This window comes from Cyanobium sp. PCC 7001 (assembly GCF_000155635.1).
Classification (GTDB): Bacteria; Cyanobacteriota; Cyanobacteriia; order PCC-6307; family Cyanobiaceae; genus NIES-981.
Map to the genome: position 1 here is coordinate 2,338,910 of NZ_DS990556.1, position 21,084 is coordinate 2,359,993.

The 21,084-nt window shown below is 70.2% G+C and carries 22 protein-coding genes; 11 read left to right on the forward strand and 11 right to left on the reverse strand.

Translation table 11 applies throughout. From position 1 onward, the window contains the following. Positions 1 to 44 precede the first annotated feature (44 nt). From CPCC7001_RS11515 to CPCC7001_RS11530, 4 genes are read right to left on the reverse strand one after another with little or no spacing between them, the layout of a single operon-like run. Positions 45 to 1,250, reverse strand: a complete 1,206-nt coding sequence (locus CPCC7001_RS11515) for a glycosyltransferase family 2 protein (protein WP_043369023.1) — start codon at positions 1,248 to 1,250, stop codon at positions 45 to 47. 28 nt (positions 1,251 to 1,278) lie between these two features. Continuing rightward, the gene (locus CPCC7001_RS11520) at positions 1,279 to 2,946 is read right to left on the reverse strand and encodes a glycoside hydrolase family 3 N-terminal domain-containing protein (protein ID WP_050757121.1); all 1,668 of its coding nucleotides are present in this window, start codon (positions 2,944 to 2,946) and stop codon (positions 1,279 to 1,281) included. Next, positions 2,927 to 3,343 (reverse strand): 30S ribosome-binding factor RbfA, encoded by a 417-nt coding sequence (gene rbfA / locus CPCC7001_RS11525; protein ID WP_043369024.1) that lies wholly within the window; start codon positions 3,341 to 3,343, stop codon positions 2,927 to 2,929. Before rbfA ends, CPCC7001_RS11520 begins: the two co-directional genes overlap by 20 nt. A 2-nt stretch (positions 3,344 to 3,345) precedes the next feature. Next, positions 3,346 to 3,552, reverse strand: a complete 207-nt coding sequence (locus tag CPCC7001_RS11530) for a DUF751 family protein (RefSeq protein ID WP_006910909.1) — start codon at positions 3,550 to 3,552, stop codon at positions 3,346 to 3,348. A 66-nt stretch (positions 3,553 to 3,618) separates the two neighbouring features. Between CPCC7001_RS11530 and CPCC7001_RS11535 the strand changes: the two genes are divergently transcribed. After that, the gene (locus tag CPCC7001_RS11535) at positions 3,619 to 4,338 is read left to right on the forward strand and encodes a glutathione S-transferase family protein (protein WP_006910392.1); all 720 of its coding nucleotides are present in this window, start codon (positions 3,619 to 3,621) and stop codon (positions 4,336 to 4,338) included. Here the strand turns inward: CPCC7001_RS11535 and CPCC7001_RS11540 are convergent. Then, the gene (locus CPCC7001_RS11540) at positions 4,256 to 5,017 is read right to left on the reverse strand and encodes a DUF6816 family protein (protein ID WP_043369026.1); all 762 of its coding nucleotides are present in this window, start codon (positions 5,015 to 5,017) and stop codon (positions 4,256 to 4,258) included. The two genes, CPCC7001_RS11535 and CPCC7001_RS11540, sit on opposite strands and share 83 nt — an antisense overlap. Here CPCC7001_RS11540 and CPCC7001_RS11545 point away from each other — a divergent pair. Further along, a complete protein-coding gene (locus CPCC7001_RS11545; protein WP_043370037.1) occupies positions 5,016 to 5,282 on the forward strand; it encodes a chlororespiratory reduction protein 7 in 267 nt (88 codons plus the stop codon). The genes CPCC7001_RS11540 and CPCC7001_RS11545 overlap by 2 nt on opposite strands. Here the strand turns inward: CPCC7001_RS11545 and CPCC7001_RS11550 are convergent. After that, positions 5,236 to 5,904 (reverse strand): shikimate kinase, encoded by a 669-nt coding sequence (locus CPCC7001_RS11550; protein ID WP_050757122.1) that lies wholly within the window; start codon positions 5,902 to 5,904, stop codon positions 5,236 to 5,238. The two genes, CPCC7001_RS11545 and CPCC7001_RS11550, sit on opposite strands and share 47 nt — an antisense overlap. A gap of 59 nt (positions 5,905 to 5,963) precedes the next feature. On the opposite strand from CPCC7001_RS11550, the gene CPCC7001_RS11555 reads away from it, so the two are divergent. Genes CPCC7001_RS11555 through CPCC7001_RS11570 form a run of 4 tightly spaced genes read left to right on the forward strand, consistent with a single transcriptional unit; the run spans position 5,964 to position 9,329 of the window. Continuing rightward, positions 5,964 to 6,983, forward strand: coding sequence for a 6-carboxytetrahydropterin synthase (locus CPCC7001_RS11555; RefSeq protein WP_006909194.1), 1,020 nt, complete (start codon positions 5,964 to 5,966; stop codon positions 6,981 to 6,983). A 30-nt stretch (positions 6,984 to 7,013) separates the two neighbouring features. Then, the gene (locus CPCC7001_RS11560) at positions 7,014 to 7,718 is read left to right on the forward strand and encodes a RibD family protein (protein WP_071778308.1); all 705 of its coding nucleotides are present in this window, start codon (positions 7,014 to 7,016) and stop codon (positions 7,716 to 7,718) included. A 26-nt stretch (positions 7,719 to 7,744) separates the two neighbouring features. After that, complete coding sequence (locus CPCC7001_RS11565; protein WP_006909469.1) at positions 7,745 to 8,971, forward strand: GNAT family N-acetyltransferase; 1,227 nt, start codon at positions 7,745 to 7,747, stop codon at positions 8,969 to 8,971. Next, complete coding sequence (locus CPCC7001_RS11570) at positions 8,952 to 9,329, forward strand: DUF4346 domain-containing protein (RefSeq protein WP_043369027.1); 378 nt, start codon at positions 8,952 to 8,954, stop codon at positions 9,327 to 9,329. The genes CPCC7001_RS11565 and CPCC7001_RS11570 overlap by 20 nt, the downstream gene beginning before the upstream one ends. A 34-nt stretch (positions 9,330 to 9,363) precedes the next feature. Here CPCC7001_RS11570 and CPCC7001_RS11575 read toward each other — a convergent pair whose 3' ends face one another. After that, positions 9,364 to 10,989 carry a B12-binding domain-containing radical SAM protein gene (locus CPCC7001_RS11575; protein ID WP_043369029.1) on the reverse strand — a complete coding sequence of 542 codons (1,626 nt, stop codon included), beginning with the start codon at positions 10,987 to 10,989 and terminating at the stop codon, positions 9,364 to 9,366. 319 nt (positions 10,990 to 11,308) lie between these two features. Here CPCC7001_RS11575 and CPCC7001_RS14555 point away from each other — a divergent pair, with 319 nt between their 5' ends. After that, the gene (locus CPCC7001_RS14555) at positions 11,309 to 11,401 is read left to right on the forward strand and encodes a cytochrome B6 (RefSeq protein WP_071778309.1); all 93 of its coding nucleotides are present in this window, start codon (positions 11,309 to 11,311) and stop codon (positions 11,399 to 11,401) included. Here CPCC7001_RS14555 and rimO read toward each other — a convergent pair. Beyond that, on the reverse strand, positions 11,388 to 12,791 hold the full coding sequence (gene rimO, locus CPCC7001_RS11580; protein ID WP_006910926.1) for a 30S ribosomal protein S12 methylthiotransferase RimO: 1,404 nt from the start codon (positions 12,789 to 12,791) through the stop codon (positions 11,388 to 11,390). The genes CPCC7001_RS14555 and rimO overlap by 14 nt on opposite strands. Positions 12,792 to 12,881: 90 nt before the next feature. Here rimO and CPCC7001_RS11585 point away from each other — a divergent pair, with 90 nt between their 5' ends. After that, entirely contained in the window at positions 12,882 to 13,808 is a 927-nt protein-coding gene (locus CPCC7001_RS11585; RefSeq protein ID WP_006910784.1) for a vitamin K epoxide reductase family protein, read from the forward strand. Here CPCC7001_RS11585 and nadB read toward each other — a convergent pair. The 3 genes from nadB to CPCC7001_RS11600 all read right to left on the reverse strand — a co-directional run bounded on the left by nadB (position 13,805) and on the right by CPCC7001_RS11600 (position 16,702). Then, positions 13,805 to 15,481: an L-aspartate oxidase gene (gene nadB, locus CPCC7001_RS11590; protein ID WP_043369030.1), complete on the reverse strand. Its 1,677-nt coding sequence runs from the start codon at positions 15,479 to 15,481 to the stop codon at positions 13,805 to 13,807. The genes CPCC7001_RS11585 and nadB overlap by 4 nt on opposite strands. A 93-nt stretch (positions 15,482 to 15,574) precedes the next feature. Continuing rightward, the gene (gene psbU / locus CPCC7001_RS11595) at positions 15,575 to 15,952 is read right to left on the reverse strand and encodes a photosystem II complex extrinsic protein PsbU (RefSeq protein ID WP_043370041.1); all 378 of its coding nucleotides are present in this window, start codon (positions 15,950 to 15,952) and stop codon (positions 15,575 to 15,577) included. A 114-nt stretch (positions 15,953 to 16,066) separates the two neighbouring features. Continuing rightward, on the reverse strand, positions 16,067 to 16,702 hold the full coding sequence (locus CPCC7001_RS11600) for a DUF3120 domain-containing protein (RefSeq protein ID WP_006911511.1): 636 nt from the start codon (positions 16,700 to 16,702) through the stop codon (positions 16,067 to 16,069). Positions 16,703 to 16,910: 208 nt separating this feature from the next. Between CPCC7001_RS11600 and CPCC7001_RS11605 the strand changes: the two genes are divergently transcribed. The 3 genes from CPCC7001_RS11605 to CPCC7001_RS11615 are packed head-to-tail and all read left to right on the forward strand — an operon-like array spanning position 16,911 to position 21,082. Continuing rightward, the gene (locus tag CPCC7001_RS11605) at positions 16,911 to 17,777 is read left to right on the forward strand and encodes an undecaprenyl-diphosphate phosphatase (RefSeq protein ID WP_006911551.1); all 867 of its coding nucleotides are present in this window, start codon (positions 16,911 to 16,913) and stop codon (positions 17,775 to 17,777) included. A 26-nt stretch (positions 17,778 to 17,803) separates the two neighbouring features. Beyond that, a complete protein-coding gene (locus tag CPCC7001_RS11610) occupies positions 17,804 to 19,198 on the forward strand; it encodes a TIGR03279 family radical SAM protein (protein WP_006911574.1) in 1,395 nt (464 codons plus the stop codon). A gap of 30 nt (positions 19,199 to 19,228) precedes the next feature. Continuing rightward, positions 19,229 to 21,082: a TolC family protein gene (locus CPCC7001_RS11615; RefSeq protein ID WP_006909444.1), complete on the forward strand. Its 1,854-nt coding sequence runs from the start codon at positions 19,229 to 19,231 to the stop codon at positions 21,080 to 21,082. The last annotated feature ends 2 nt before the right edge of the window (positions 21,083 to 21,084 follow it).

Below are 21,084 nucleotides of genomic sequence, written 5' to 3' on the forward strand. Positions count from 1 at the left end.
AGCGGTAGAGCAGCGGTCGAGCCTGGTTCAGGAGTCCGGCTTCCTCAGGAGTCCAGCTTCACGAGGGCGGCGGCCCGTTGGCGCAGATCCTCGGCCTCGGAGGCGCGCCCCTGCAGCCGCAGCAGGCTGATGGCCTGCCGGAAGCCGTCCCGGGCGGCGGCGATCTCGCCGCTCATCAGCAGGGCCACCGCCAGATTCTGCTGGGCCTCGGCATGGCGGTCATCCAGGGCGATGGCCCTCCTGTAGGCCTTGATCGCGGCCGGCAAGCGGCCCCGGCGTCGCTCGATCAGCCCCAGGTTGTACCAGCTCAGGGCCACTTCCGGAGCGAGGTCGCCGGCCTGCTGGCACAGGGTCGCCGCCTCGTCCAGCTGGCCCTGCCCGCAAAGCAGGGCGGCCAGGTTGAGCCGGGCCCCCAGACTCACCCGGGCCGGCAGGGGCAGGGCGAGCGCTTGGCGGTAGAGGGCTTCGGCCCGGCCGGGCTGAACGGAGGCCACCGCCATGGCCAGGTGCAGCAGCAGCTCGTAGCGCACCGGCGCCGCCCCCTGGGGGCATGCCTCCAGCCCCTGCTCCAGCAGGGCGATGCCCCGCTGCAGCTGTCCCTCGCTCACGTCCAGGCTGCCGAGCTTGGCGCAGGCGTAGGGATCGCCGGGATGGGCCAGCAGCTCCTGCTCCATCGCCTGGCGCAGCCGCCGGGCCTTGTCCCGCTCGCCGAGCAGCGCCGGGGCGTAGCCGTCATGCACCAGGGCGGGTGCCGGGCAGTCCGCCACACGCCAGTGGGGCTCCCGCTGCAGCAGGGTGAGCACGCTGTCGTCCACCTGGGCGTGGTAGGCGCCGCTCCAGCGGATGGCGGCATGGTTGCGGAACAGGCGGCTCACGCTGGAGTAGGGCGACTGCCTGGCACCACGCTCGAAGCGCAGCAGGTTGATCAGCAGCAGGTCGGGCTCGCGCAGCAACTGCTGCAGGGGCTCGCGGGCACTCTCCAGGAGCTGTTCATCGGCATCGAGCACGAGCACCCAGTCGCCCGACACGTGTTGCAGCGCCTCGTTGCGGGCCGGAGCGAAATCCCCTGGCCAGGCCATGGCGTGCACCAGGGCGCCACAACGCTCCGCGATGCTCACCGTGGCATCGGTGGATCCGGTGTCGAGCAGCACCATCTCGTCGACGAAGCCCGCCACGGAGGTGAGGCAGGCCTCCAGGCGCTCCTCCTCGTTGCGCACCACCATCGACAGACACAGCTTCGGCCTCGGCATCGGCACTCCCTCAGCGGCCCGGCCGGGATCAATCGGTGAAGCCCTGCCGGCCGCCAGTGTGACCCACCTCCCGGCCCTGGCCCAGGCCGAGCGCCGCCAGCACAGCCCCCTGGGCACGCCCCATCTGGCCGGGGCTGTAGGCCGCCGGCATCCCGTCCGGCAGGAGCGGGCGCAGCTGTTCCCACAGGTAGGGGCTGCCGTACACCGCCAGGCCCGCCAGGCGCCCCGCGCGCAGCAGCTGGCCGATGGCGGCGGGCCAGTCCTCGCCAGCCGCAGCGCTGCCCCGGAAGGGATTGCCCCGCACGAAGAGCTGCAGCAGCACGGGGCCGGGGGGCAGGCTCTCCAGGATCAGGGGAGCATCCGGATCGCTCCGCCACAGGCGCGGCCCCAGACCATCCAGCAGGCAGGGAGTGAGGCCCGCGGCACCAGGAAACGCCAGGGCAGGCGCGGTGGGACCCAGAAAGGGAGCCTGAAGGCAGCTGTCTAGGCGCAGCAGGTTCACGCCACCGCTGGCCGGCCAGGTGGGGGTTTCTGCCGCGGGGCGGGTGGTGGCCGAGAGGGCGGAGCCGCCGTGGACGGTTTCCATCGTCGCCTCCACCAGCTCCTGCGCCAGTGCGTCATCCACCACCGGCGCGGCCATGGGGTCCGGCGGCGCGTCGGCGACCCTCTCGAGGGCGAGGCGCCGGCGCCTGGCACTGGCTTCGAGCTGCTCCTGCCGCAGGCGGCCCTCCTCCACGGCCGCCACGATCGCGGCGATCGCCTGCCGGGCGTCGGCGGGCATCAGCACCAGATCGGCCCCGGCCTCCAGGGCGAGCACCGCCGCTTCGCCCGGGCCGTGGTGCCGGCTGATCGCCTCCATCACCAGGGCGTCAGTCACCACCAGTCCGTCGAAGCCCAGGTCGCGGCGCAGCAGCCCGGTCAGCACCGCCGCCGACAGGGTGGCCGGGCGGCCGGGGTCAAGGGCCGGCAGCAGCAGGTGGGCCGTCATCACCGCCGCCACGCCCGCTGCGATCACTGCCTGGAACGGCGGCAGTTCGATCGCCTCCAGGCGCTCGCGGCTGTGGGGCAGCACCGGCAGCTCCAGGTGGGAGTCGCTGCTGGTGTCGCCATGGCCGGGGAAGTGCTTGGCGCAGCCCAGCACCCCGGCGCTGTCGAGGCCCCGGCAGAAGGCGGTGGTGAGGGCGGCCACGGTGGCGGGGTCCTCCCCCCAGGCCCGCACGTTGATCACCGGGTTGGCGGCGTTGTTGTTCACATCACAGACCGGTGCCAACACCCAGTTGAGGCCCAGGCGGCGGGCATCGCGGCCGGTGCAGGCTCCGTAGCGCTCCGCCAGGGCCGAGGCGCGGGTGGGATCGCGGCCGTGCAGGCGGCCGAGACCGAGGGGGGGGACGAGCCAGCTGGCCCCCTCGAAGCGTTGCCCCACGCCTTCCTCCACATCCGCGCACAGCAGCAGCGGCTGGTCTGCCCAGTGGCGCAGCTGGCGGCAGCGCAGGGCCACTTCGGCGGCCCCGCCACCCAGGAGAATGACCCCGCCTACACCGCCCTCCAGCAGCTCCTGCAGCTCGGCATTCGGCACTTCCCACTGGGGATAGCGCCGCTGGTGGTCAGCCAGATGGCCACTCGCCCTGACCACCAGCAGTTCGGCCGCCAGCCGGCGGAGCTGGGGCTCGGCGGCCTCAGTCAAGGCTGGCGGCATCGGCCCCGTCCTGACTGGCCCCGCCCTGATCAGCCCTGGCCCGCCGCTCCTCCTCCAGCCTGTTGAGCAGGCCCAGCACGGAGGTGCCCTGTTCCAGGCCGCGATCCAGCCGGAACATCACCTCGGGTGTGCGGCGCATCTTGAGGCGGCGGCTGAGTTCGCCCTTCACGTAGGCAGCGGCGGACTGCAGACCCGCCATCGCCTGCTGGCGTTCGGCGTCGCTCCCGTACACGCTCACATGAATCTTGCAGTGCTGCAGATCCCCGGCCACCTCCACCCGGGTGACGCTCACCATCCCCTGGGCCACCCGCTCGTCCTTGATTCCCGCCACCAGCAGCTCGCTCACCTCGCGCCGGATCAGGGAGGCCACCCGTTCCACCCGTCGCCCCTGTGCCATGGCTACGCCAGCGGAGTGGGCATCACCATCGCACGCAGCACCAGCCCCAGGCTGAGCACTCCGCTGATGGCGGCTCCGATCAGGGCCACCGCCGTCACCGGGTTTCGACCCCGGGCCGCGAGGGGGGCCAGCACCGAATTGGCCACCCCGAGGCCGAAGGCGATCAGATAGCGCGGATAGCGCGTCACGTTGAGCAGGAAGTCCCTCATTGCCTCCGGAAACGCCTCAGCCGATGCCTGCTCGCTACTCTGCCGCCTGGGCCCCGGGCTTGACGCATGCAGCTGCACCAGTTCCGGCACTCCGCCTTCTGCGAGAAGGTGCGCCTGGTGCTGGCGGCCAAGGGCCTCGACTACAGCGTGGTGGAGGTGACTCCCGGCGTGGGGCAGCTGGAGCTGTTCCGCCTCTCCGGCCAGCGCCAGGTGCCGGTGCTGGTGGATGGCTCCGAGGTGATCGCCGATTCAACGGCGATCGCCCACCACCTCGAGCAGAAGCATCCGCTGCCAGCCCTGCTGCCGGCCGATCCGGCGGAGCGGGCCCGGGTGCTGTTGCTCGAAGACTGGGCAGACACCTCGCTTGCGGCAGGCGCCCGGCTGGCGCTGGTGCAGGCCCTGGCCTCCGATCCGGTGCTGCGGGCCGGGCTGCTGCCGGACGCCACCCCCGGCCCGCTGCGGCAGCTGGTGTCCAGCCTGCCTGGCGGCGTGATGGCCGGCGTCGGCGACACCCTCACGGGCCTGGTGGGCGTTCAGGCGCGGCAGCAGCTCCAGAGCAACCTCGAGCAGCTCGCCGTTCTGGTGACCGGTCGGGGCTATCTGGTGGGGGAGACGCTCAGCCTGGCCGATCTGGCGGTGGTGGCCCAGCTCTCCGTGCTCAGCTTTCCTTCCAGCGCCGGTGCCCCCCTGGCGGGCCATGGCGTCAGCGGAGTGGCCGACCATCCCCTGCTCCAGCCGCTGTTCCAGTGGCGGGATGGGATCCTGGCCCAGCTGGGCCGTCTCTGAGGGGATCTGGGCAAGGCCCGAGAGGCTCCAGCTGCAGCCGGTGCCGCTCGCTGCTGACGGCCGCCACGGCCAGTCCATCGCCCGGCGCGGGGTAGGTGGCCTGCCACTGCTCCACCGCAATGGCGCCATCGGGGCGCCGTTCGAAGCTGCTGAGCACCTCCACCCGGCTGATGCGGGGAGACCCGGGGCCGTGCAGCACCTGCAGGGCCAGTTCGTCCGCCAGAAAGCGATCGGCACTGGGCCGAGCGCTGCCCCGGCCCACCACGGTGGATTCCAGCTGCACCACCCGGCCCTGCGGTCCCCGCAGCCGGGCCACCTGCCGGTTGGGGTTGGCCGGATCGTTCTCCACGCCCAGCAGCGTGTCCCCCAGGGTGGCGGCACCGATGGCGCGGGCGTTGAAGGCACGGTCGCCGGCGACATCGCCCCCGCCCACCGGCAGGAAGCGCAGCTCGAAGCGCCGGCCCTCCTCATCGCGGGCCCTCCAGCGTCCCTCGAACCAGTCGGGGTAGAGCAGGTCGCGGCGGCCAGGCCGCGCCAGGGGCGCCGGCAGGCTCCAGGCGGGCCAGCCCGCCAGTCGGCTCTCCAGGGCGGCATCCCCCGAGGCCTGGGCTGCGCTGGTGGCCTGAGGCGTCAGCAGCAGCCACAGCGCCAGGATGGTGCCCACCAGCCGCCTGCCCATGTCCGATCCCCTGATCCGGGAGCTCGATCATTACGTTGTGCTGGAACCCGCCGGCAGCCAGGAGATCCTCACGGCTGCCGACACCGTGCTCTGGCTCGAGCGTCAGCTGGCCCGTCTGACCACGATTCCCGACGATCTCGCTGTCCTGCCGGGCGGGCGGGAGCGGGCCGAGCGGCTGCTGGAAACCGCCTGCGAACTGGAGCTGGAGCCCGGTGTCGTCATCCAGTGGTTCGCGGTGCGGCTGGATCCGCCGGGAGGTGGTTGAGCGATGGGGTGAGCTGCCCCTCACCGTCGCGCAGCAGCACGGGCTGCCCGGGAGCGGTGGGCCGCTCGCGAAGGATGGAGGGCAGGGCGGCGAGCACCTCGGCGGCCACCGCCTCAGGCGGATCTCCGCTCTGGAGGATGTGGAGGTCGGCCTGGCTGTAGAGGGGACGCCTGAGGCGCAGCAGCTGCTCCAGGCGTGCCGACGGATCCGGGTCGGCCAGCAGCGGCCGCGGCGTGGGGTCCTGGCGCAGGCGGTTCAGCAGCAGCTCCGCCGGCGCATCCAGCCACACCACCACGCCCTGGTGCAGATGCCCCCAGTTGCGGGGCCGGGTGACCACCCCGCCGCCGGTGGCGACCACCAGCGAGTGCCAGGAGCTGATCTGTTCCAGCACCGCCGTTTCCAGCTCGCGGAAGCCGGCCTCGCCATCCTCGGCGAAGATCTCGGCGATGCCGCGTCCGGCGGCCTGCTCCAGCACGGTGTCGGCATCGACGAAGCGGTAGCCCAGGGCGTCGGCCAGGGGGGCGCCCACGGCGCTCTTGCCCGTGCCCATCATCCCCACCAGGTAGAGGTTCAGACCCTGCAGGCGCCTCGCCAGGTCCTGGTGCGGTGCTGCAGCAGCCATCGCGGACCGTCGGCTCGGGAGATTGCGTTTCTAGGATGCCTCCAGGCATGACGAACTCCATGACGGCAAGCGCCCGCCCCAGGCCGGCCCGGGAGGTGGGACGCGCTTCCGCCACTCCGCGTCCGACCTCCGCCGCCACCCACGGCAAGGGGCGACCCTGCCTGATCACCCGCCGCGCCACCTTCAGTGCGAGCCACCGCTACTGGCTGCCTGAGCTCTCCCCCGAGGAGAATGCCGCGCGCTTCGGCCCCTGCAGCATCGCCCCCGGCCACGGCCACAACTACGAGCTGATCGTGGCCATGGCCGGACCGCTCGATGCCGACGGCATGGTGCTCAACCTCTCCGAGGTGAAGCACGCCATCCGCTCGGCCGTCACCGCCCAGCTCGACTTCCGCTTTCTCAATGAGGTCTGGCCGGAGTTCGATCTCTCCCGCCCCGAAGGCTGCCTGCCCACCACCGAAGCCCTCGGCCGGGCCATCTGGGGGCGACTGGCGCCGCTGCTGCCCCTGGCCGGCATCCGTCTCTACGAACAGGCCGACCTCTGGGTGGATCTGATCGCCCCGCCTCTGCCAGCTCCAGCCCCTGCCTCCGAGTCCGACGTTCCCCTCCCGATGGAAGCCTTTCTCTCGATCCGCACCCACTTCGCCGCGGCCCATCGCCTCGCCCGGCCCGAGCTGAGCCAGGCCCAGAACGAGGCCATCTACGGCAAATGTGCCCGCCCCCATGGCCACGGCCACAACTACCTGCTCGATGTCACGGTGCGCGGTGCCATCGACCCCCGCACCGGCATGGTGTGCGATCTGGCCCAGCTTCAGCGGCTGGTGGAGGATCTGGTGGTGGAACCCTTCGACCACACCTTCCTGAACAAGGACGTGGAGCACTTCGCCCACTGCGTGCCCACCGCCGAGAACATCGCCCTCCACATCGCCGATCTGCTGGCCGCGCCGATCGCCGCCAGCGGTGCCCGGCTGCACAAGGTGCGTCTTCAGGAGAGCCCCAACAACGCGGCTGAAGTGTTCGCCGAGACCCCCCAGCTCGAGATGGTGCCCGCGGCCCTCGAAGCCCTCGTGGCCGGCTGAGCTCCAGGCCTGAACTTCGCCACTGTCCCCTTGCCCACGCTGCGCCTTGTCCTGGCGGTGAGCCTGGATGGGCGACTGGCCCCCCCCCGAGGCGGTCCTGCCCAGCTGGGTGGTGCCGGAGACCGCCGGGCCCTCGAGGAGGCGCTGGCCTGGGCGGATGGCTGCCTGATCGGTGCCGAAACCCTGCGGCTGCATGGCAGCACCTGTCTGATCCGGGAGGGCGACCTGCTGGAGAAGCGGCAGCAGGCCGGGCGCGCGCCCCAGCCGGTGGCGGTGGTGGTGAGCCGCTCCGGCCGCTTCCCCTCCACCCTGCCGTTCTGGTCGCAGCCGCTGCAGCGCTGGCTGCTCGGGGCCCCGCCGGCCCAGGGGGCTGCCGGATTTCACCGGCACCTGCCCCTGGCCCCCTGGCCGGATGCGCTGGCCCACCTGGCCGCCCACGGGCTGGAGCGGATGGTGCTGCTGGGCGGAGCCGCCCTGGCCCGATCCCTGCTGGAGCTGGGCTTGGTGGATGAGTTGCAGCTCACCGTCTGTCCCCTGCTGCTGGGCGGGGAGCATCTGTGGTTGCCGGCGGCGACGCAGCTGCAGGATCCTCCGCCGCTGGCCGCTGGCCCGGGGGCAGCGCCCTGGCAGCTCCAGACCTGCCGGCCGCTGGGCGGAGGCGAATGCCTGCTGCACTACGTCCGTGCCGCCGCCGCGGCGACCCCGCGGCCCCTTCCGGGCCCAGCCGCTGGTTAGCTTGCCCGCCCCGGAGCCACCCCGCCTTGGCCGAGCTGCGCGCCCGCTGGCACCAATCGCTGGCGGAGATCCCTGAACAGGCCTGGGATTCCCTGTTGGCCGCCGATCTCCCTTTCTATCGGTGGCGCTGGCTGAGGCAGCTGGAGCAGAGCGGCAGTGTGGTGCCGCGGGAGGGATGGCAGAGCTGTCATCTGGCCCTCTGGCGGGGGAGCAGCCTGGTGGCCGTGGCGCCGCTCTACCTCAAGGGCCACAGCTACGGCGAGTTCGTGTTCGACCAGAGCTTCGCCCAGCTCGCCGGCCAGCTCGGGCTGCGGTACTACCCCAAGCTCGTGGGCATGAGCCCGGTGAGTCCGGTGGAGGGCTACCGCTTCCTGATCGCGCCCGGGGAGCCGGCGAAGGAGCTCACGGGCCTGATGCTGGAGCTGATCGATGGGTTCTGCCGCGAGAACGGCATCCTCAGCTGCAACTTTCTCTACGCGGATCCTTCCTGGCGGCCGCTGGCCGAGGCCGCCGGCTGCGCGGCCTGGGTGAACCAGCAGAGCCAGTGGAGCAACCCGGGCCACCGCGATTTTGAGGCCTATCTCGCCAGTTTCAACGCCAATCAGCGGCGCAACATCCGCAGGGAGCGCAAGGCGGTGCAGGCGGCGGGGCTGCTGGTGACGCCGCTGGAGGGGGAGGCCATCCCCGCCGCGATGGTGGAGCGGATGCACGGGTTCTACGCCCAGCACTGCGCCCGCTGGGGACCCTGGGGCAGCAAGTACCTCAGCGAGGCGTTCTTCTCGGCACTGGCCAGCGATCCTGCCTTGCGAGGCCACCTGGTGCTGTTCAGTGCTCACCGGGGCGAGCCCTGCCAGCCCCTGGCGATGTCGCTCTGCGTGCGCGGTGGGGATCACATGTGGGGGCGCTACTGGGGCAGCGATGTGGCCATCGATTGCCTCCACTTCGAGGTGTGTTACTACGCCCCGATCGAATGGGCCATCGCCAACGGCATCCGCCACTTCGATCCGGGCGCCGGCGGCAGCCACAAGCGCCGGCGAGGGTTCGTGGCCCAGCCCCGCATCAGCCTGCACCGCTGGAGCGAGGCCCGCTTCGACGCCATCCTGCGGGAGTGGCTGCCACGGGCGAACGCCGAGATGGCCCGCGAGATCGAGGCCATCAACGACGAGCTGCCGTTCACGGCTGACTACGATCCTCCCCATGTCCCAGGCTCCATCGTCCCCTCCCAGGCCAACCATGCCGGCGCTGACCCGTGAGCAGCTCGACGAGCAGCTGTCGCGCCGCAGCATCGACCTCGATCCGGCGGGTTACTTCCTGATCAAGCTCGACCGTGAGGCCGGCGAGCTGGTGGCCGAGCACTACGGCAATGGCATCGATGAGCGCGGCCTGGCCACCGACCCCGAAACCGGAGACGTGCTCAGCTGCCGCGGCGGAGAGCCGCGCCGGCCCCAGGCGGTGTACCGCGGGCGCAGCGCCAAGCAGCTGGGTATCGCTCTCACCGAGGGCCAGCCCCCCCTGCCTGTGAGCCGGCTTGACCACGCCCTCTACCTGGGGCGGGAGCTGCAGAAGGCGGAGCGGTGCCTGGCCAATGGTGCGGAGTACATCCAGGACTGAGCCCCAGGGGAGTCCCGTGCCCCGTACGCCTGGCTCAGGCTGAGAGCAGCGCCGGCGCAGGAGACGGGCTGGCTGCCCCTTCGGTTTCCGGAGGCAGTTGGGCCAGCTGCGCGGCGATCTCCCGGCGCACGATCGCCCGGTATTCAAGGAAGTGTTCGTTGTGGGCCAGGATCGCAATGAAGCCCTTGAAGCGCTTGGGATTGTGGCGGGCCATGCCATAGAGCGCCTTCCAGAAGCGCCAGCGGGTGCTGCGCCGGAATCCCTGGCGCCACACGATGATGGCGAGGGCCCGCAGATCCACCCAGTTGATGCCTTTGCTGCGGTTCCCGTTCTGCTGGGCAGCACCTTCGACGAGGAACTCCTTGTATTTCTGGGGCGGCAGTTTCAGGAAATAGTTGTAGACCCTGTCGATGTAGGCATGGGGTTCATAGAGCTTGGAGAACGCCTCCACGTATTCGTTGGCGATGTCCCTGATCGGCCGTGTGGGCACGAAGTTGAGCAGGTTGGTCTGGTTCACACCCTTCGCTGCCGCTGAATCCTGAATCAGCCGACCTTCCCGCTCCAGGCGATGCCACAGAGCCGTGTTCGGCAGGGCCTGCAGCATCCCCATCATTGCGTGGGGGATCCCCGTGCGGGTCACGAAGTCCACGATGCGGTCGCCGGCGCCCTGCTTCTCGCCGTCAAAGCCGATGATGAACCCGGCCATCACCCGCAACCCGTAGGAGGTGATCCGGTTCACGGAATCGTCCAGCGAGCTGCGGGTGTTCTGCTTCTTGCCAGCTACCTCTAGGCTCGCCTCATCAGGGGTTTCGATGCCGAGGAACACGCTCTCGAAGCGGCATTCCACCATCATCTGCATCAGATCGTCATCGGCGGCCAGATCCACCGAGGCCTCGGTGGCGAAGCTGAAGGGATAGCCGTGCTCGATCTGCCACTGCTTGAGGGCAGGCAGCAGTCGCTTCACATTGCGCTTGTTGCCGATGAAATTGTCATCCACCAGGAACACCGAGCGGCGCCAGCCCAGGTCGTAGAGGCGCTGCAATTCGGCGATCAGCTGGTCGGGCTCCTTGGTTCGGGGTTTGCGCCCATACAGCACGATGATGTCGCAGAACTCGCACTGAAACGGACAGCCCCGCGAGAACTGCACCGACATCTCGGAATAGGCGTCCATCTCCAGCAGGTCGAAGCGGGGGATGGGCGTGCCGGTCACATCCGGTTTCTCACCGCCGGAGTTGAAGCGGCCCTGCCGTTCGCCGCGCTGCAGGGCCTCGATGAACAGCGGCAGCGTGATCTCACCTTCGTCGAGCACCTTGAAATCGGCCAGGTCCAGCTCAGGGGCGTCGGGGGTGGAACTGGCGAAGGGGCCGCCCACGGCCACGGGTAGCCCCCGCTGCTTGGCCCTGGCGATCTGGGCGGCCATGTCGCCCTTCTGCACGATCATGCCCGAGATCACCACCAGCTCGGCCCAGCCCCACTCGGCCTCGGTCACTTCCCGCACATTGCGGTCCACCAGCTTCATCGGCCAGTCCTGCGGCAGCAGGGCCGCCACGGTGACCATGCCCAGGGGCGGCAGGAGCACCTTGCGGTTCACCAGTTCCAGGATCTTCTCGTAGCTCCAGAAGGTCTTGGGGAATTCCGGATAGATCAGCAGGGTGCGCATGCAGGGATCGGGGCGTACACAGGGGTTGTCCACGGCTTGGCTCCGGACGTCCCGACAGAGCGGACCTGGCCCGGTGGGGGCGGCACCGTGGAGGGCAGGGGCTGGGCTTGGGGAGGATCCAGGAGCGGAGCTCTGGAGCGGGGTGGTGGCGCGGTGTCGGACCCTCTGATCCCGAAGTGGCCAAAGCCTAGGCAGAGCGCCTCCGTGATGACTACTGCGAGGCCAGATCAGGCATGGCATCCGTGAGCCCTCATCCGTGAGGCCTGTTGGGGCCCTGCCTCTGCTGTAATGGGGCCAACTTCAGCAGCAGAGGCCCTCCATGGGTGCAGTGATCTACCTGGGTCTGGTCGGCGGCGGTCTGCTCGCCGCCTTCGTGGCCTCCGTGGTGCTGCGCGGCGTCAAGCTGATCTGAGCGAGCGGGCCGCCTGCGCCTGGTGCACCATCGCGCCGGCGCCCACCACCTCGCCGATCAGGTCGTAGGTGTCGGCGGCCGTGAGGCGCACCGGCACCATCGTGCCGGGTGCGGCGCACAGGCCCCCGGGCCCTGGATGCACCCGCACCTCCCCGTCCACCTCCGGTGCGAAACGGCTGCAGCGGCCCAGCATCTCCCCGGTGGCCGGGTTCTCCTGCTCGATGAGCACATCCACGATCCTGCCCACCCAGGCCTGATTGCGGGCGGCGGCGATCGGTTGCTGCACTGTCATCAGCCGGTCCTTGCGGGCGGCGGCCAGCTCTGGTGCCACCGCATCGGGCAGTTCCGCCGCCGGCGTGCCGTCCTCGGGGGAGAAGGTGAACACCCCCACATGGTCGAAGCGCTGTTCGGCCACGAAGTCCAGCAGGTGCTGGAAGTGCTCCTCGGTTTCACCGGGAAAGCCCACGATGAAGGTGGTGCGCAGCACCGCATCCGGCAGCTGCTCGCGGATCCGGTGCAGCAGTCCGCCGGTCACGTTCGCCTGCCAGGGCCTGTTCATGGCCCGCAGCACGTCCGGGTGGCTGTGCTGCAGCGGCAGATCCAGGTAGGGCACCACGTTCGGTACCTCCCGGTAGGCGGCCAGCACCTCGGGGGTGAGGCCGGTGGGATAGGCGTAATGCACCCGGATCCACGGGATCTCCACCTCAGCCAGGGCCCGGAGCAGCTCCGCCAGTCGGGGCTTGCCGTAGAGGTCGAGACCGTAGTTGGTGGTGATCTGGCTGATCAGCACCAGTTCCTTCACCCCCTGGGCCGCCAGTTGCCGGGCTTCGGCCACGATCGACTCGATCGGCCGTGAGCGCTGATCGCCGCGCAGCCTGGGAATGATGCAGAAGGCGCAGCGGTAGTCGCAGCCTTCGGCCACCTTCAGGTAGGCCACGGCCTCGGAGGTGGTGCGGTAGCGGGGCAGGTGCTCATCGCCCACGAAGGTGGGGGTGGCGCTCACCTGGTTCACCCGCTCGCCGGCCTCCACCCGTTCCAGCACGCTCACGATGTGCTGGTAGTCGCCGGTGCCCACGATCGCCTTGGCCTCCGGCAGCGATTCGAGCAGTTCCTCCTGGAAATGCTGGGCCAGACAGCCGGCGATGATCAGTTCCTTGCCCTGTTCCGCCAGCTCCACCAGGGTCCGCACCGATTCCTCACGGGCGTCCTGGATGAAGCTGCAGGTGTTCACCACCACCACGTTGGCCTCGCCTTCATCCGCGCTCACGCCATAGCCGGCTTCCGCCAGCAGGCCGAGCATGTGCTCGGTGTCCACCCGGTTCTTCTCGCAGCCGAGGTGGGAGAAGGCGATCGTCTTGCGTGGGGAGCCGGGCTGGCGCGGAGAACTCATGGGCGGGGGCTGGCCGATCCACCACCCTATGGGGCGGCTGCCGGGCGCGGCTGCGAGAATCCCCGCCAAAGGCAAGCCTCTCCGTTGTCCGTGACCTCCAGTCGCCTCAGTGAACGCCTCAGCAGCTCGCGCCGTCGCGGCGACCCCGGTCAGCGCTGGGTGCGGGTGGTGCTGTCGGTGCTGGCCACCATCGGCGTCATCGACACCGGCACGATCACACTCAAGCGCTGGGGTCTGCTGGGACCCCTGGTGTGCCCCGGTGGAGCCGATGGCTGCGACAAGGTGCTGAACAGCCCCTGGGGCAGCCTCTTCGACCTGCCGCTGTCGCTGTTCGGCTTCCTGGCCTATCTGGCGATGCTGCTGATGGCCGTGGTGCCCCTGGTGCTGAAGGGGGACCTGCGCGACCGGCTCGGCTCCCTGAGCTGGTGGGGCATGCTGCTCACCAGCACCGGCATGGCCGTCTTCAGCGCGCTGCTGATGGGCGTGATGGTGTTCAAGATCCAGGCGTTCTGCTTCTTCTGCGTGCTCTCGGCCGTGCTGAGCCTGGCCCTGCTCGTGTTCACCCTGATCGGCGGTGACTGGCAGGACCGCGGTCAGCTGCTCTTCCGCCTCATCCTCGTGGGCCTGGTGGTGGGCCTGGTGGGGCTGGGCTGGGCCACGGCAGTGGATCGGCCGGCTGCGGTGACCGGTCCTGGCACCCCTCCCGCCGTGGTGAGCGAGAGCACACCCCAGACCCTGGCCCTGGCGGAGCACCTCACCCGCACGGGTGCCGTGATGTACTCGGCCTACTGGTGCCCCCATTGCCACGAACAGAAGGAGTTGTTCGGCAAGGAAGCCACCAGCAAGCTCACGGTGATCGAGTGCGCGCCTGATGGCCGCAACAGCCAGAAGGCGCTCTGCGACAGCAAGGGCATCCAGGGCTTCCCCACCTGGGAGATCAACGGGCAGCTCGATTCCGGCGTGAAGCCCCTCGATCGTCTGGCTGAACTGAGCGGGTTCAAGCCCGACGGCACCTAGCCCTCGGCGCCGGTCTCGGCCTCGAGCACGGCGGCGGTGCTGATCGGGGCTCCCCGGGTCTGGCAGCTGTGCACCCGCCAGAACGGCTGGTGCGCCGCCGCGTCGGTGCGGAAGTGCCCTCCCCGGCTCTCCACCCGGAACAGGGCCGCTTCCATCAGCAGTTCGGCCAGCACCAGCCGCTGGTGCAGCTCCTGCAGGAGCCGCAGGGCCGGTAGCGCAGCGGGCCGCACGCCGAGCTGACTGGCCTTCGGCAATGCGCTCACCTGCCGCCAGCAGGGGTCGGCCTCCAGCTGCCGGCGTTCCCGCCGCACCTGGGGCAGGGCGGACGCCAGCGCGTGGCCCTGACGCTCCACGCCGGCCACCTGCCAGCAGAGCTCCCGCAGCTGGCGGATCCCGGCCTTGAGCTCGAGGGTGGTGCGGCCCGGAGGGATGGGCTCCGGGGCGGCCTTGAACGGCGGGGCCGCGCTCTGAGCGGGCCCGTGGCCACCGGTGGGCCCGGCAGCCTCCAGCTGGATGTGGCGCAGCTGCCTGGCGAAGACCAGGCACTCCATCAGGGAATTGCTGGCCAGCCGGTTGGCACCGTGCACGCCCGTGCAGGCCAGCTCCCCCACCGCGTAGAGGCCCGGCACCGTGGTGCTGGCCTTCAGGTCGGTGCGGACCCCGCCCATCCAGTAGTGGGCGGCTGGAGCCACCGGCAGGGGGGCCGCAGTGGGCTCGAGGCCGAGTTCGCGGCAACGGCCCAGGATGGTGGGGAACTGGCGCTGCAGGTGCTCGGCCCCGATCGGGCGCAGATCCAGCCAGAGGTGGTCCACTCCCTGCTCCTGCATCCTGCTGGCCAGGGCCCGGCTCACCTGGTCCCGGGGAGCCAGATCGCCGCCGGGCAGCTCCGCCACGGGGCTGGTGCCCTGGTCATCCAGCAACCGGGCTCCCTCGCCCCGCACCGCCTCCGAGATCAGAAAGTGGGGGGCTCCGGGGAGCATCAAGGCAGTGGGGTGGAACTGAACGAATTCCAGGTCGCGCACCTGGGCGCCGGCCTGCCAGGCCATGGCCAGGCCGTCACCGCTCGACTGCACCGGATTGGTGGTGTGGGCAAACAGGTGCCCGCCGCCTCCGGTGGCCAGCACCACCGCCCGCGCCGGGAGCCAGTGGATGCATCCCTGCTCCAGCACCTGCAGGCCGCGGCAGCGTCCGGCCTCCACCCAGAGCTGCAGGGCCACCACGCCCTGGCGCTGTTCCAGACCGGGACGGCGGCGCACCTCCCGCTCGAGCGCGTCCACCAGGGCTCCCCCGGTGCGGTCCTGGGCGTGCAGCACCCGCCGGTGGCTGTGGGCCGCCTCCAGGGTGGTGCTGAGGCTCTGGCCGTTCCGGTCGAAGGCCATGCCGAGGTCCAGCAGGCGCTCCACGCAGCGGGGCGCTTCGTGCACCAGCAGATCCACCGCCGGCCGATCACACAGGCCATCACCGGCCGCCAGTGTGTCGTCGCGATGGCTGGCGAAGCTGTCCTCCGGATGGGTCACCGCCGCGATGCCGCCCTGGGCCCAGCGGCTGGCGGACCGGGGGGCCCGCTCCTTGTTCAGCAGCAGCACCCTCAGCGCCGGCGGCAGCTCCAGGCAGGCCATCAGCCCGGCCGCACCCCCACCCACCACCACCACATCCCAGTCAGAGTGCGCCATCACTGCTGCGGGCTTCCGGATCCTGCCGGCATGAAAAAAGCCGCCGGAAGGCCCCGACGGCTTTCAACGGTGGTGGAAGCTTAGGGAGAGGCTTCAGCGGTACTGGCCGTCGTTGATCCGATCGAAGCCCTCGTTGAGGGCAATGGCCGGGGGGGTCACCGTGAAGTTGTCCTTGTACTTGTTGAACAGCTCCTTCTGGCGATCGGTCAGGTCCAGGTTGAGCACGTCATCCACGCTCTGGTAGGGACCGCCGAGCACGATCTTGCCGGCCAGGGTGGGGTACATCCCCGGATAGCTCTGGAAGCGGCGCACGGAACTGTTGTTGAGATCCACCTTGTCGCCCCGCTCGGCGATCTTGTCGTCGGCCAGATTGCGCAGCTCCTCGGCCGAGGCGGCAGGGGGCACCAGGAGGGAGACCAGAAGGCCAGCCAGCACAAGACCGCTCATCAGCCAGGCAACCAGCCGTTTCATCACGAGCACACTCCGAAGCAGGACAGGAGACAACGGTGGCCGGACCACCGACCGCCAACGCTACAGAAGGGGATCCGCCAGGACACTCTCGGTGCTGCAGGCTTTTGCAGTTCTTCAGATCAGGCCGCTCAGCCGGGGGGCCACCAGGGCGGCCAGCAGGAAGATGCCGTCCACCGCCAGGGTGGTGGAGAGGGCGGAGCTGGCCACCCGGCCCACCTCGCCCTGCTGCCAGAGCCAGCGGCTCAGCAGCAGGAGCAGGCAGGCGAAGCCCAGCACCACCATCAGCCCGATGGGCTGGAGCACCTGCAGCCCGGCCAGGTGCAGGATCCGGCCGGCCTCAGCCGGTGCCGCGGCCAGGGCCTGGGGCCAGAGGGGCATGAGCCCCGTGGCGGCGATGGCGGCGTCGGTGGCGGCGGTGCCCAGCAGGGAGCCCAGGTAGAAGCCGCAACCCAGCCGCCAGCGTCCCCCGAGGCCCGCCAGGGCCAGGGGCAGCGCGAAGGCTTCGATCGGCAGATGCCAGAGCGGATGCAGGCGGGCCCAGCCCCAGAACAGGGAGCCGGCCAGCCAGCTGCCGGCGAAACCCACCAGCAGGCTCCCGAGCCGCTGGTGCTGCTGATCCGCACTGTTGGCCAGCACCACCCCCATCGCCACCAGAACGGCCGTGAACACGGCGGCGCTGGCGGGGGACAGCCGCACCCAGGGGGCCTGCAGGAACACCGGAAGGGTCACCAGCAGTGCGCTGGCCGCCACCAGGGTCCGCGACTGCCCCCACCGGCGTGTTCCCAGTGTCAGGAACGGCGCCGCGGGGCGCACGGGGACCTGGACCAGGGGCGCCGGAGGAGCAAGCACTGCGCTGGGTCGGGCCCCGATCACCTGGGTTGTGAAGAAAGTTGTCCAACCTTAAGGGGTGAGCGGAGGCCTCCCGGCCATAAGGTCTCCGGATCACAAGGTCTCGCAGATGCAGGCTGCCGGTGCGATCGGGGATCCAGGCTTCTGGGAGGCCTGCTGGAGAGCCCTCGTGCTGGGGGTGGTGCAGGGCCTCACCGAATTCCTGCCGATCAGCAGCACGGCCCACCTCAAGGTGGTGCCCGTGCTGCTGGGCTGGGGAGACCCCGGTGTGGCCGTCACCGCTGTGATCCAGCTCGGCAGCATCGCCGCCGTGGTGGCCTACTTCCGCCGCGACCTAGCCGCCGTGGTGCGGGGCGTGGCGCGGGCCTTCCGCCATGGCCAGTGGCACGACCCCGCCGCCCGGCTGGGGGTGGCGATCGCCCTGGGCACCCTGCCCATCGTGGTAGCGGGTCTGGCGATCAAGCTCTGGGTGAGCGATTACGACAACTCCCCGCTGCGGAGCCTCACGGCCATCGCCATCGTGTCCATGGTGATGGCCCTCCTGCTGGGCCTGGCCGAGGTTCTGGGCCGACGCCGACGGGAGTTGCCCGCCGTGCGTCCGTGGGATGGGGTGGTGGTGGGCCTGGCCCAGATGCTGGCCCTGGTGCCCGGGGTGTCGCGGTCAGGCAGCACCCTCACCGCCGCCCTGTTCGATGGCTGGGAGCGGGCCGACGCCGCCCGTTTCTCCTTTCTGCTCGGCATTCCCGCCATCACCCTGGCCGGCCTGGCCCAGCTCAAGGACGCGCTGGCCGCGCCGGCGGGCGGCGGCCCGGTGCCGATGCTGGTGGGCATCGCGTCGGCGACCGTGGTGTCCTGGGCGGCGATCGCCTGGCTGCTCCGCTATCTGCAGCGTCACAGCACCTGGGTGTTCGTGGGCTATCGCCTGATCTTCGGACTCGCCATCCTGCTCTGGCTGCGCGCCACAGTGGGTGGGTGACAGCGGAACCCCGAACCTCGGCGGCCATGTGGAAGGAACCCTCCGCCGGCATCGCCCTCGCCGCCGCTGACGGCCAGCCCCCGCGCCTTCCCCAGCCGGCGGTGGTGGCCAGCGTCGAGCCGGGGTCCATCGGCGCCGAGCTGGGCTTCGAGCCGGGCGACCGGCTGCTGAGCATCAACGGCCGCCGCCCCCGCGACCTCATCGACCTCCAGTTCCTCGTGGGGGAGGAGGACCTGGCGCTGGAGGTGGAGGATCCCGGCGGCAGCCTCCACACCGTGGAACTGGAGAAGGATCTCGATGAGGGGCTGGGGCTGGCCTTCACCGAGGCGCTGTTCGATGGTCTGCGCCAGTGCAACAACGCCTGTCCCTTCTGCTTCATCGATCAGCAGCCGCCGGGCCGGCGCCGCAGCCTCTACCTCAAGGACGACGACTACCGGCTGAGCTTCCTCTACGGCTCCTATCTCACCCTCACCAACCTCACACCCGCCGACTGGCAGCGGATCGAGGACCAGCGGCTCTCGCCGCTGTTCGTGTCGGTGCATGCCACCGATCCGGAGCTGCGCAGCCGTCTGCTGGTGAATCCACGGGCTGGTCAGCTGCTGGAGCAGCTGCGCTGGTTCGATGCCCGCGATCTCCAGATCCATGCCCAGGTGGTGGTCTGTCCTGGTCTCAATGACGGCGCGGCCCTCGAGCGCACCCTCACCGATCTGGCCGGCTTCGCCGGCGGACCATGGCCCGCCGTGCTCTCCGCCGCCGTGGTGCCGGTGGGCCTCACCCGCTTCCGTCCGGATGGCGACGCCCTCCAGCCGGTGGACCGGGCCTGCGCCCGCCGGGTCGTGGCCCAGGTGGAGGCGCTCCAGGAGCGGTTCAGAACCGAGCTGGGCAGCCGCTTCGCCTGGCTCTCCGATGAGTGGTACCTGGTGGCTGGGCTGCCTCTGCCGCCCCGGGGGCAGTACGAAGACCTCCCCCAGCAGGAGAACGGCGTGGGCAGCATCCGGGCCTTCCTGGAGGAGCTGCACCAGGCCACCACATCCCTGCCGGAGCGGCTGGATCGGCCCCGACGCTGCAGCTGGGTGGTGGGGAGGCTGGTGGCGGAAGCGCTGCAGCCGGTGGTGGAGCGCCTCAATGCCGTGGAGGGCCTCGAGCTCGTGCTCCACGGCCTGCCGAGTCCCTACTGGGGGCAGGAGCATGTGGTCACGGGGCTTCTCACCGGTTCTGACCTGATCCACGGCCTGCGTGACAGGGATCTGGGGGAGGTTCTGCTGCTGCCGGCGGTGATGCTGCGGCAGGGGGAGCCGGTCTTTCTGGATGACATGACCCTGGAGCAGCTGGAGGCGGCCCTGCCTGTCCCCATCGCACTGTTACGGAGTGCGGCCGATCTGGTGACCCTCTGCCTCGGCAATCCTGGGCAGGATCCTTAAACTCCGCGCATATCCATTAGGGATCTCAGCGTGGCTCACCTCGCCTACCGGCTCGCGCTTCTTGGCGTTCTGGGTCTGCCGCTTCTCGCAGACCCGGTCCGGGCCGAAGCGGGTGCTGACAGTCCTGGCCCCGATTCAGCCGCGGTTGCGGAGCTCACGGCCGCCAGGTCCGGCTCGCAGCCGCCACCGGAGCCCACGCGCACGGAAGTGGAGCTCACCGGCACGGAGGAAGCCTCCGACACCCAGCTGGTCCAGGCCGATCCCGCGCCTTCGGATGCCGAAGCCATGCCTGCCGAGGCTTCCGAAGCCATGGCCGCGGAGGCTTCGTCCGATGAGCAGCCGAAGCAGGCCCTGCCCTACGCCCCGGATGTCAAGGGCACCCGACCCCGGGTGAATCCCGAGCTGGTGACGCCGGCCGCCACCGAACTGCAACCCTCCGTTGAGGACCTGCCCGCCCCCGATTCCCTCGCCCTGCCCACGAAGCCTGAGCAGGTGGTGATCGAAGAACTGCGTCCCCTGAGCCTGTCCCAGGTGGAGAACCTGGCCGAGGTGAACAACCCGAATCTCAAGGCCATCGCCAGCCAGGTGGACCAGGCCCAGAGCAACCTCCGCGCCGAGATCGCCCGCTGGTACCCCACCCTGGACCTGCAGGCCAACGCCCTCCCCACCTACAACACCGGCCGTCGCTGGCAGAACCTCCGCACCCGGTCCAATGAGGTGAGCAACGAGGATCAGTGGACGGCCGCCCTGGGTGTGCGTGCCGAATGGGATCTGATCAATCCCCAGCGCAACCCGAGCATCGCCGCGGCCCGGGACACCTTCGAAAAGGCCAAGTATCAATACGTGATCGCGCTGCGGGAGCTCCGCCTGCAGTCCGCTCAGGCCTACTTCGTGCTCCAGCAGCGCGACGATCAAGTGAGGATCGGCCAGCAGTCCGTGCGGGCCTCCCTGGTGAGCCTGCGGGATTCCCGCGCCCGTTTCCAGGCTGGAGTCGCCACCCGGCTCGAAGTGCTCGAGGCCGAAACCCAGCTCGCCCGCGACCAGCAGCTTCTCACCACCGCCCTGGCGGAGCAGTCGATCGCCCGCCGGGCCCTCGCCGCCTTGCTGGATCTGCCCCAGAACGTCACCCCCACCGCCGCCGACCCCTCCCGGGTGCTGGGGGTGTGGCAGCCCTCGCTGCAGGAAAGCATCGTGGCGGCCTATGCCTTCCGTGAAGAGCTGGACCAGGTTCTGCTGGACATTTCGATCGCGAACAGCCAGGCCAATGTGGCCCTCGGGGCAGCCCAGCCCTTCCTGAGCATCTTTGCCGGTTTCGACACCACCTTCTTTGACGGCGACCAGGGGTCTGGCGACTTCATCGCCTCGTCGGGCGGCGCCTATGACACGAGCGTGGGCCTCAGCCTCCGCTGGCGCCTCTTTGATGGCGGAGCCGCTGCGGCCAATGCGCGTCAGAACCGTCAGCTGGCCCAGGAGAACACGTTCCGCTTCGCCGAACGCCGCGATGCGATCCGCCAGGAGGTGGAGCAGAGCTTCTACAACCTCGACAAGAACAACCGCAACATCACCACCACGGCCAGGGAGGTGATTTCGGCGCGGGAATCCCTGCGCCTGGCCCGCCTCCGCTTCCAGGCCGGCGTGACCACACAGCGGGAGGTGGTCGACAACCAGCGCGATCTCACCCAGGCGGAGGTGCGCTACGCGGATGCCATCACCGAGTACAACGTCAACCTGGCCGAGCTGCGTCGCACCACGGGCCTCGATCAGATCACCACCTGCCCCGCCCAGAGCCTTTCCCCCATCAGGCCTGAGCTCGCCGCCGACATCCCCGTCGAGCCCACCCCGCTGCTGCCGGCCTGTCAGGCCTCCATCCCGGGCCCGGTCTGATC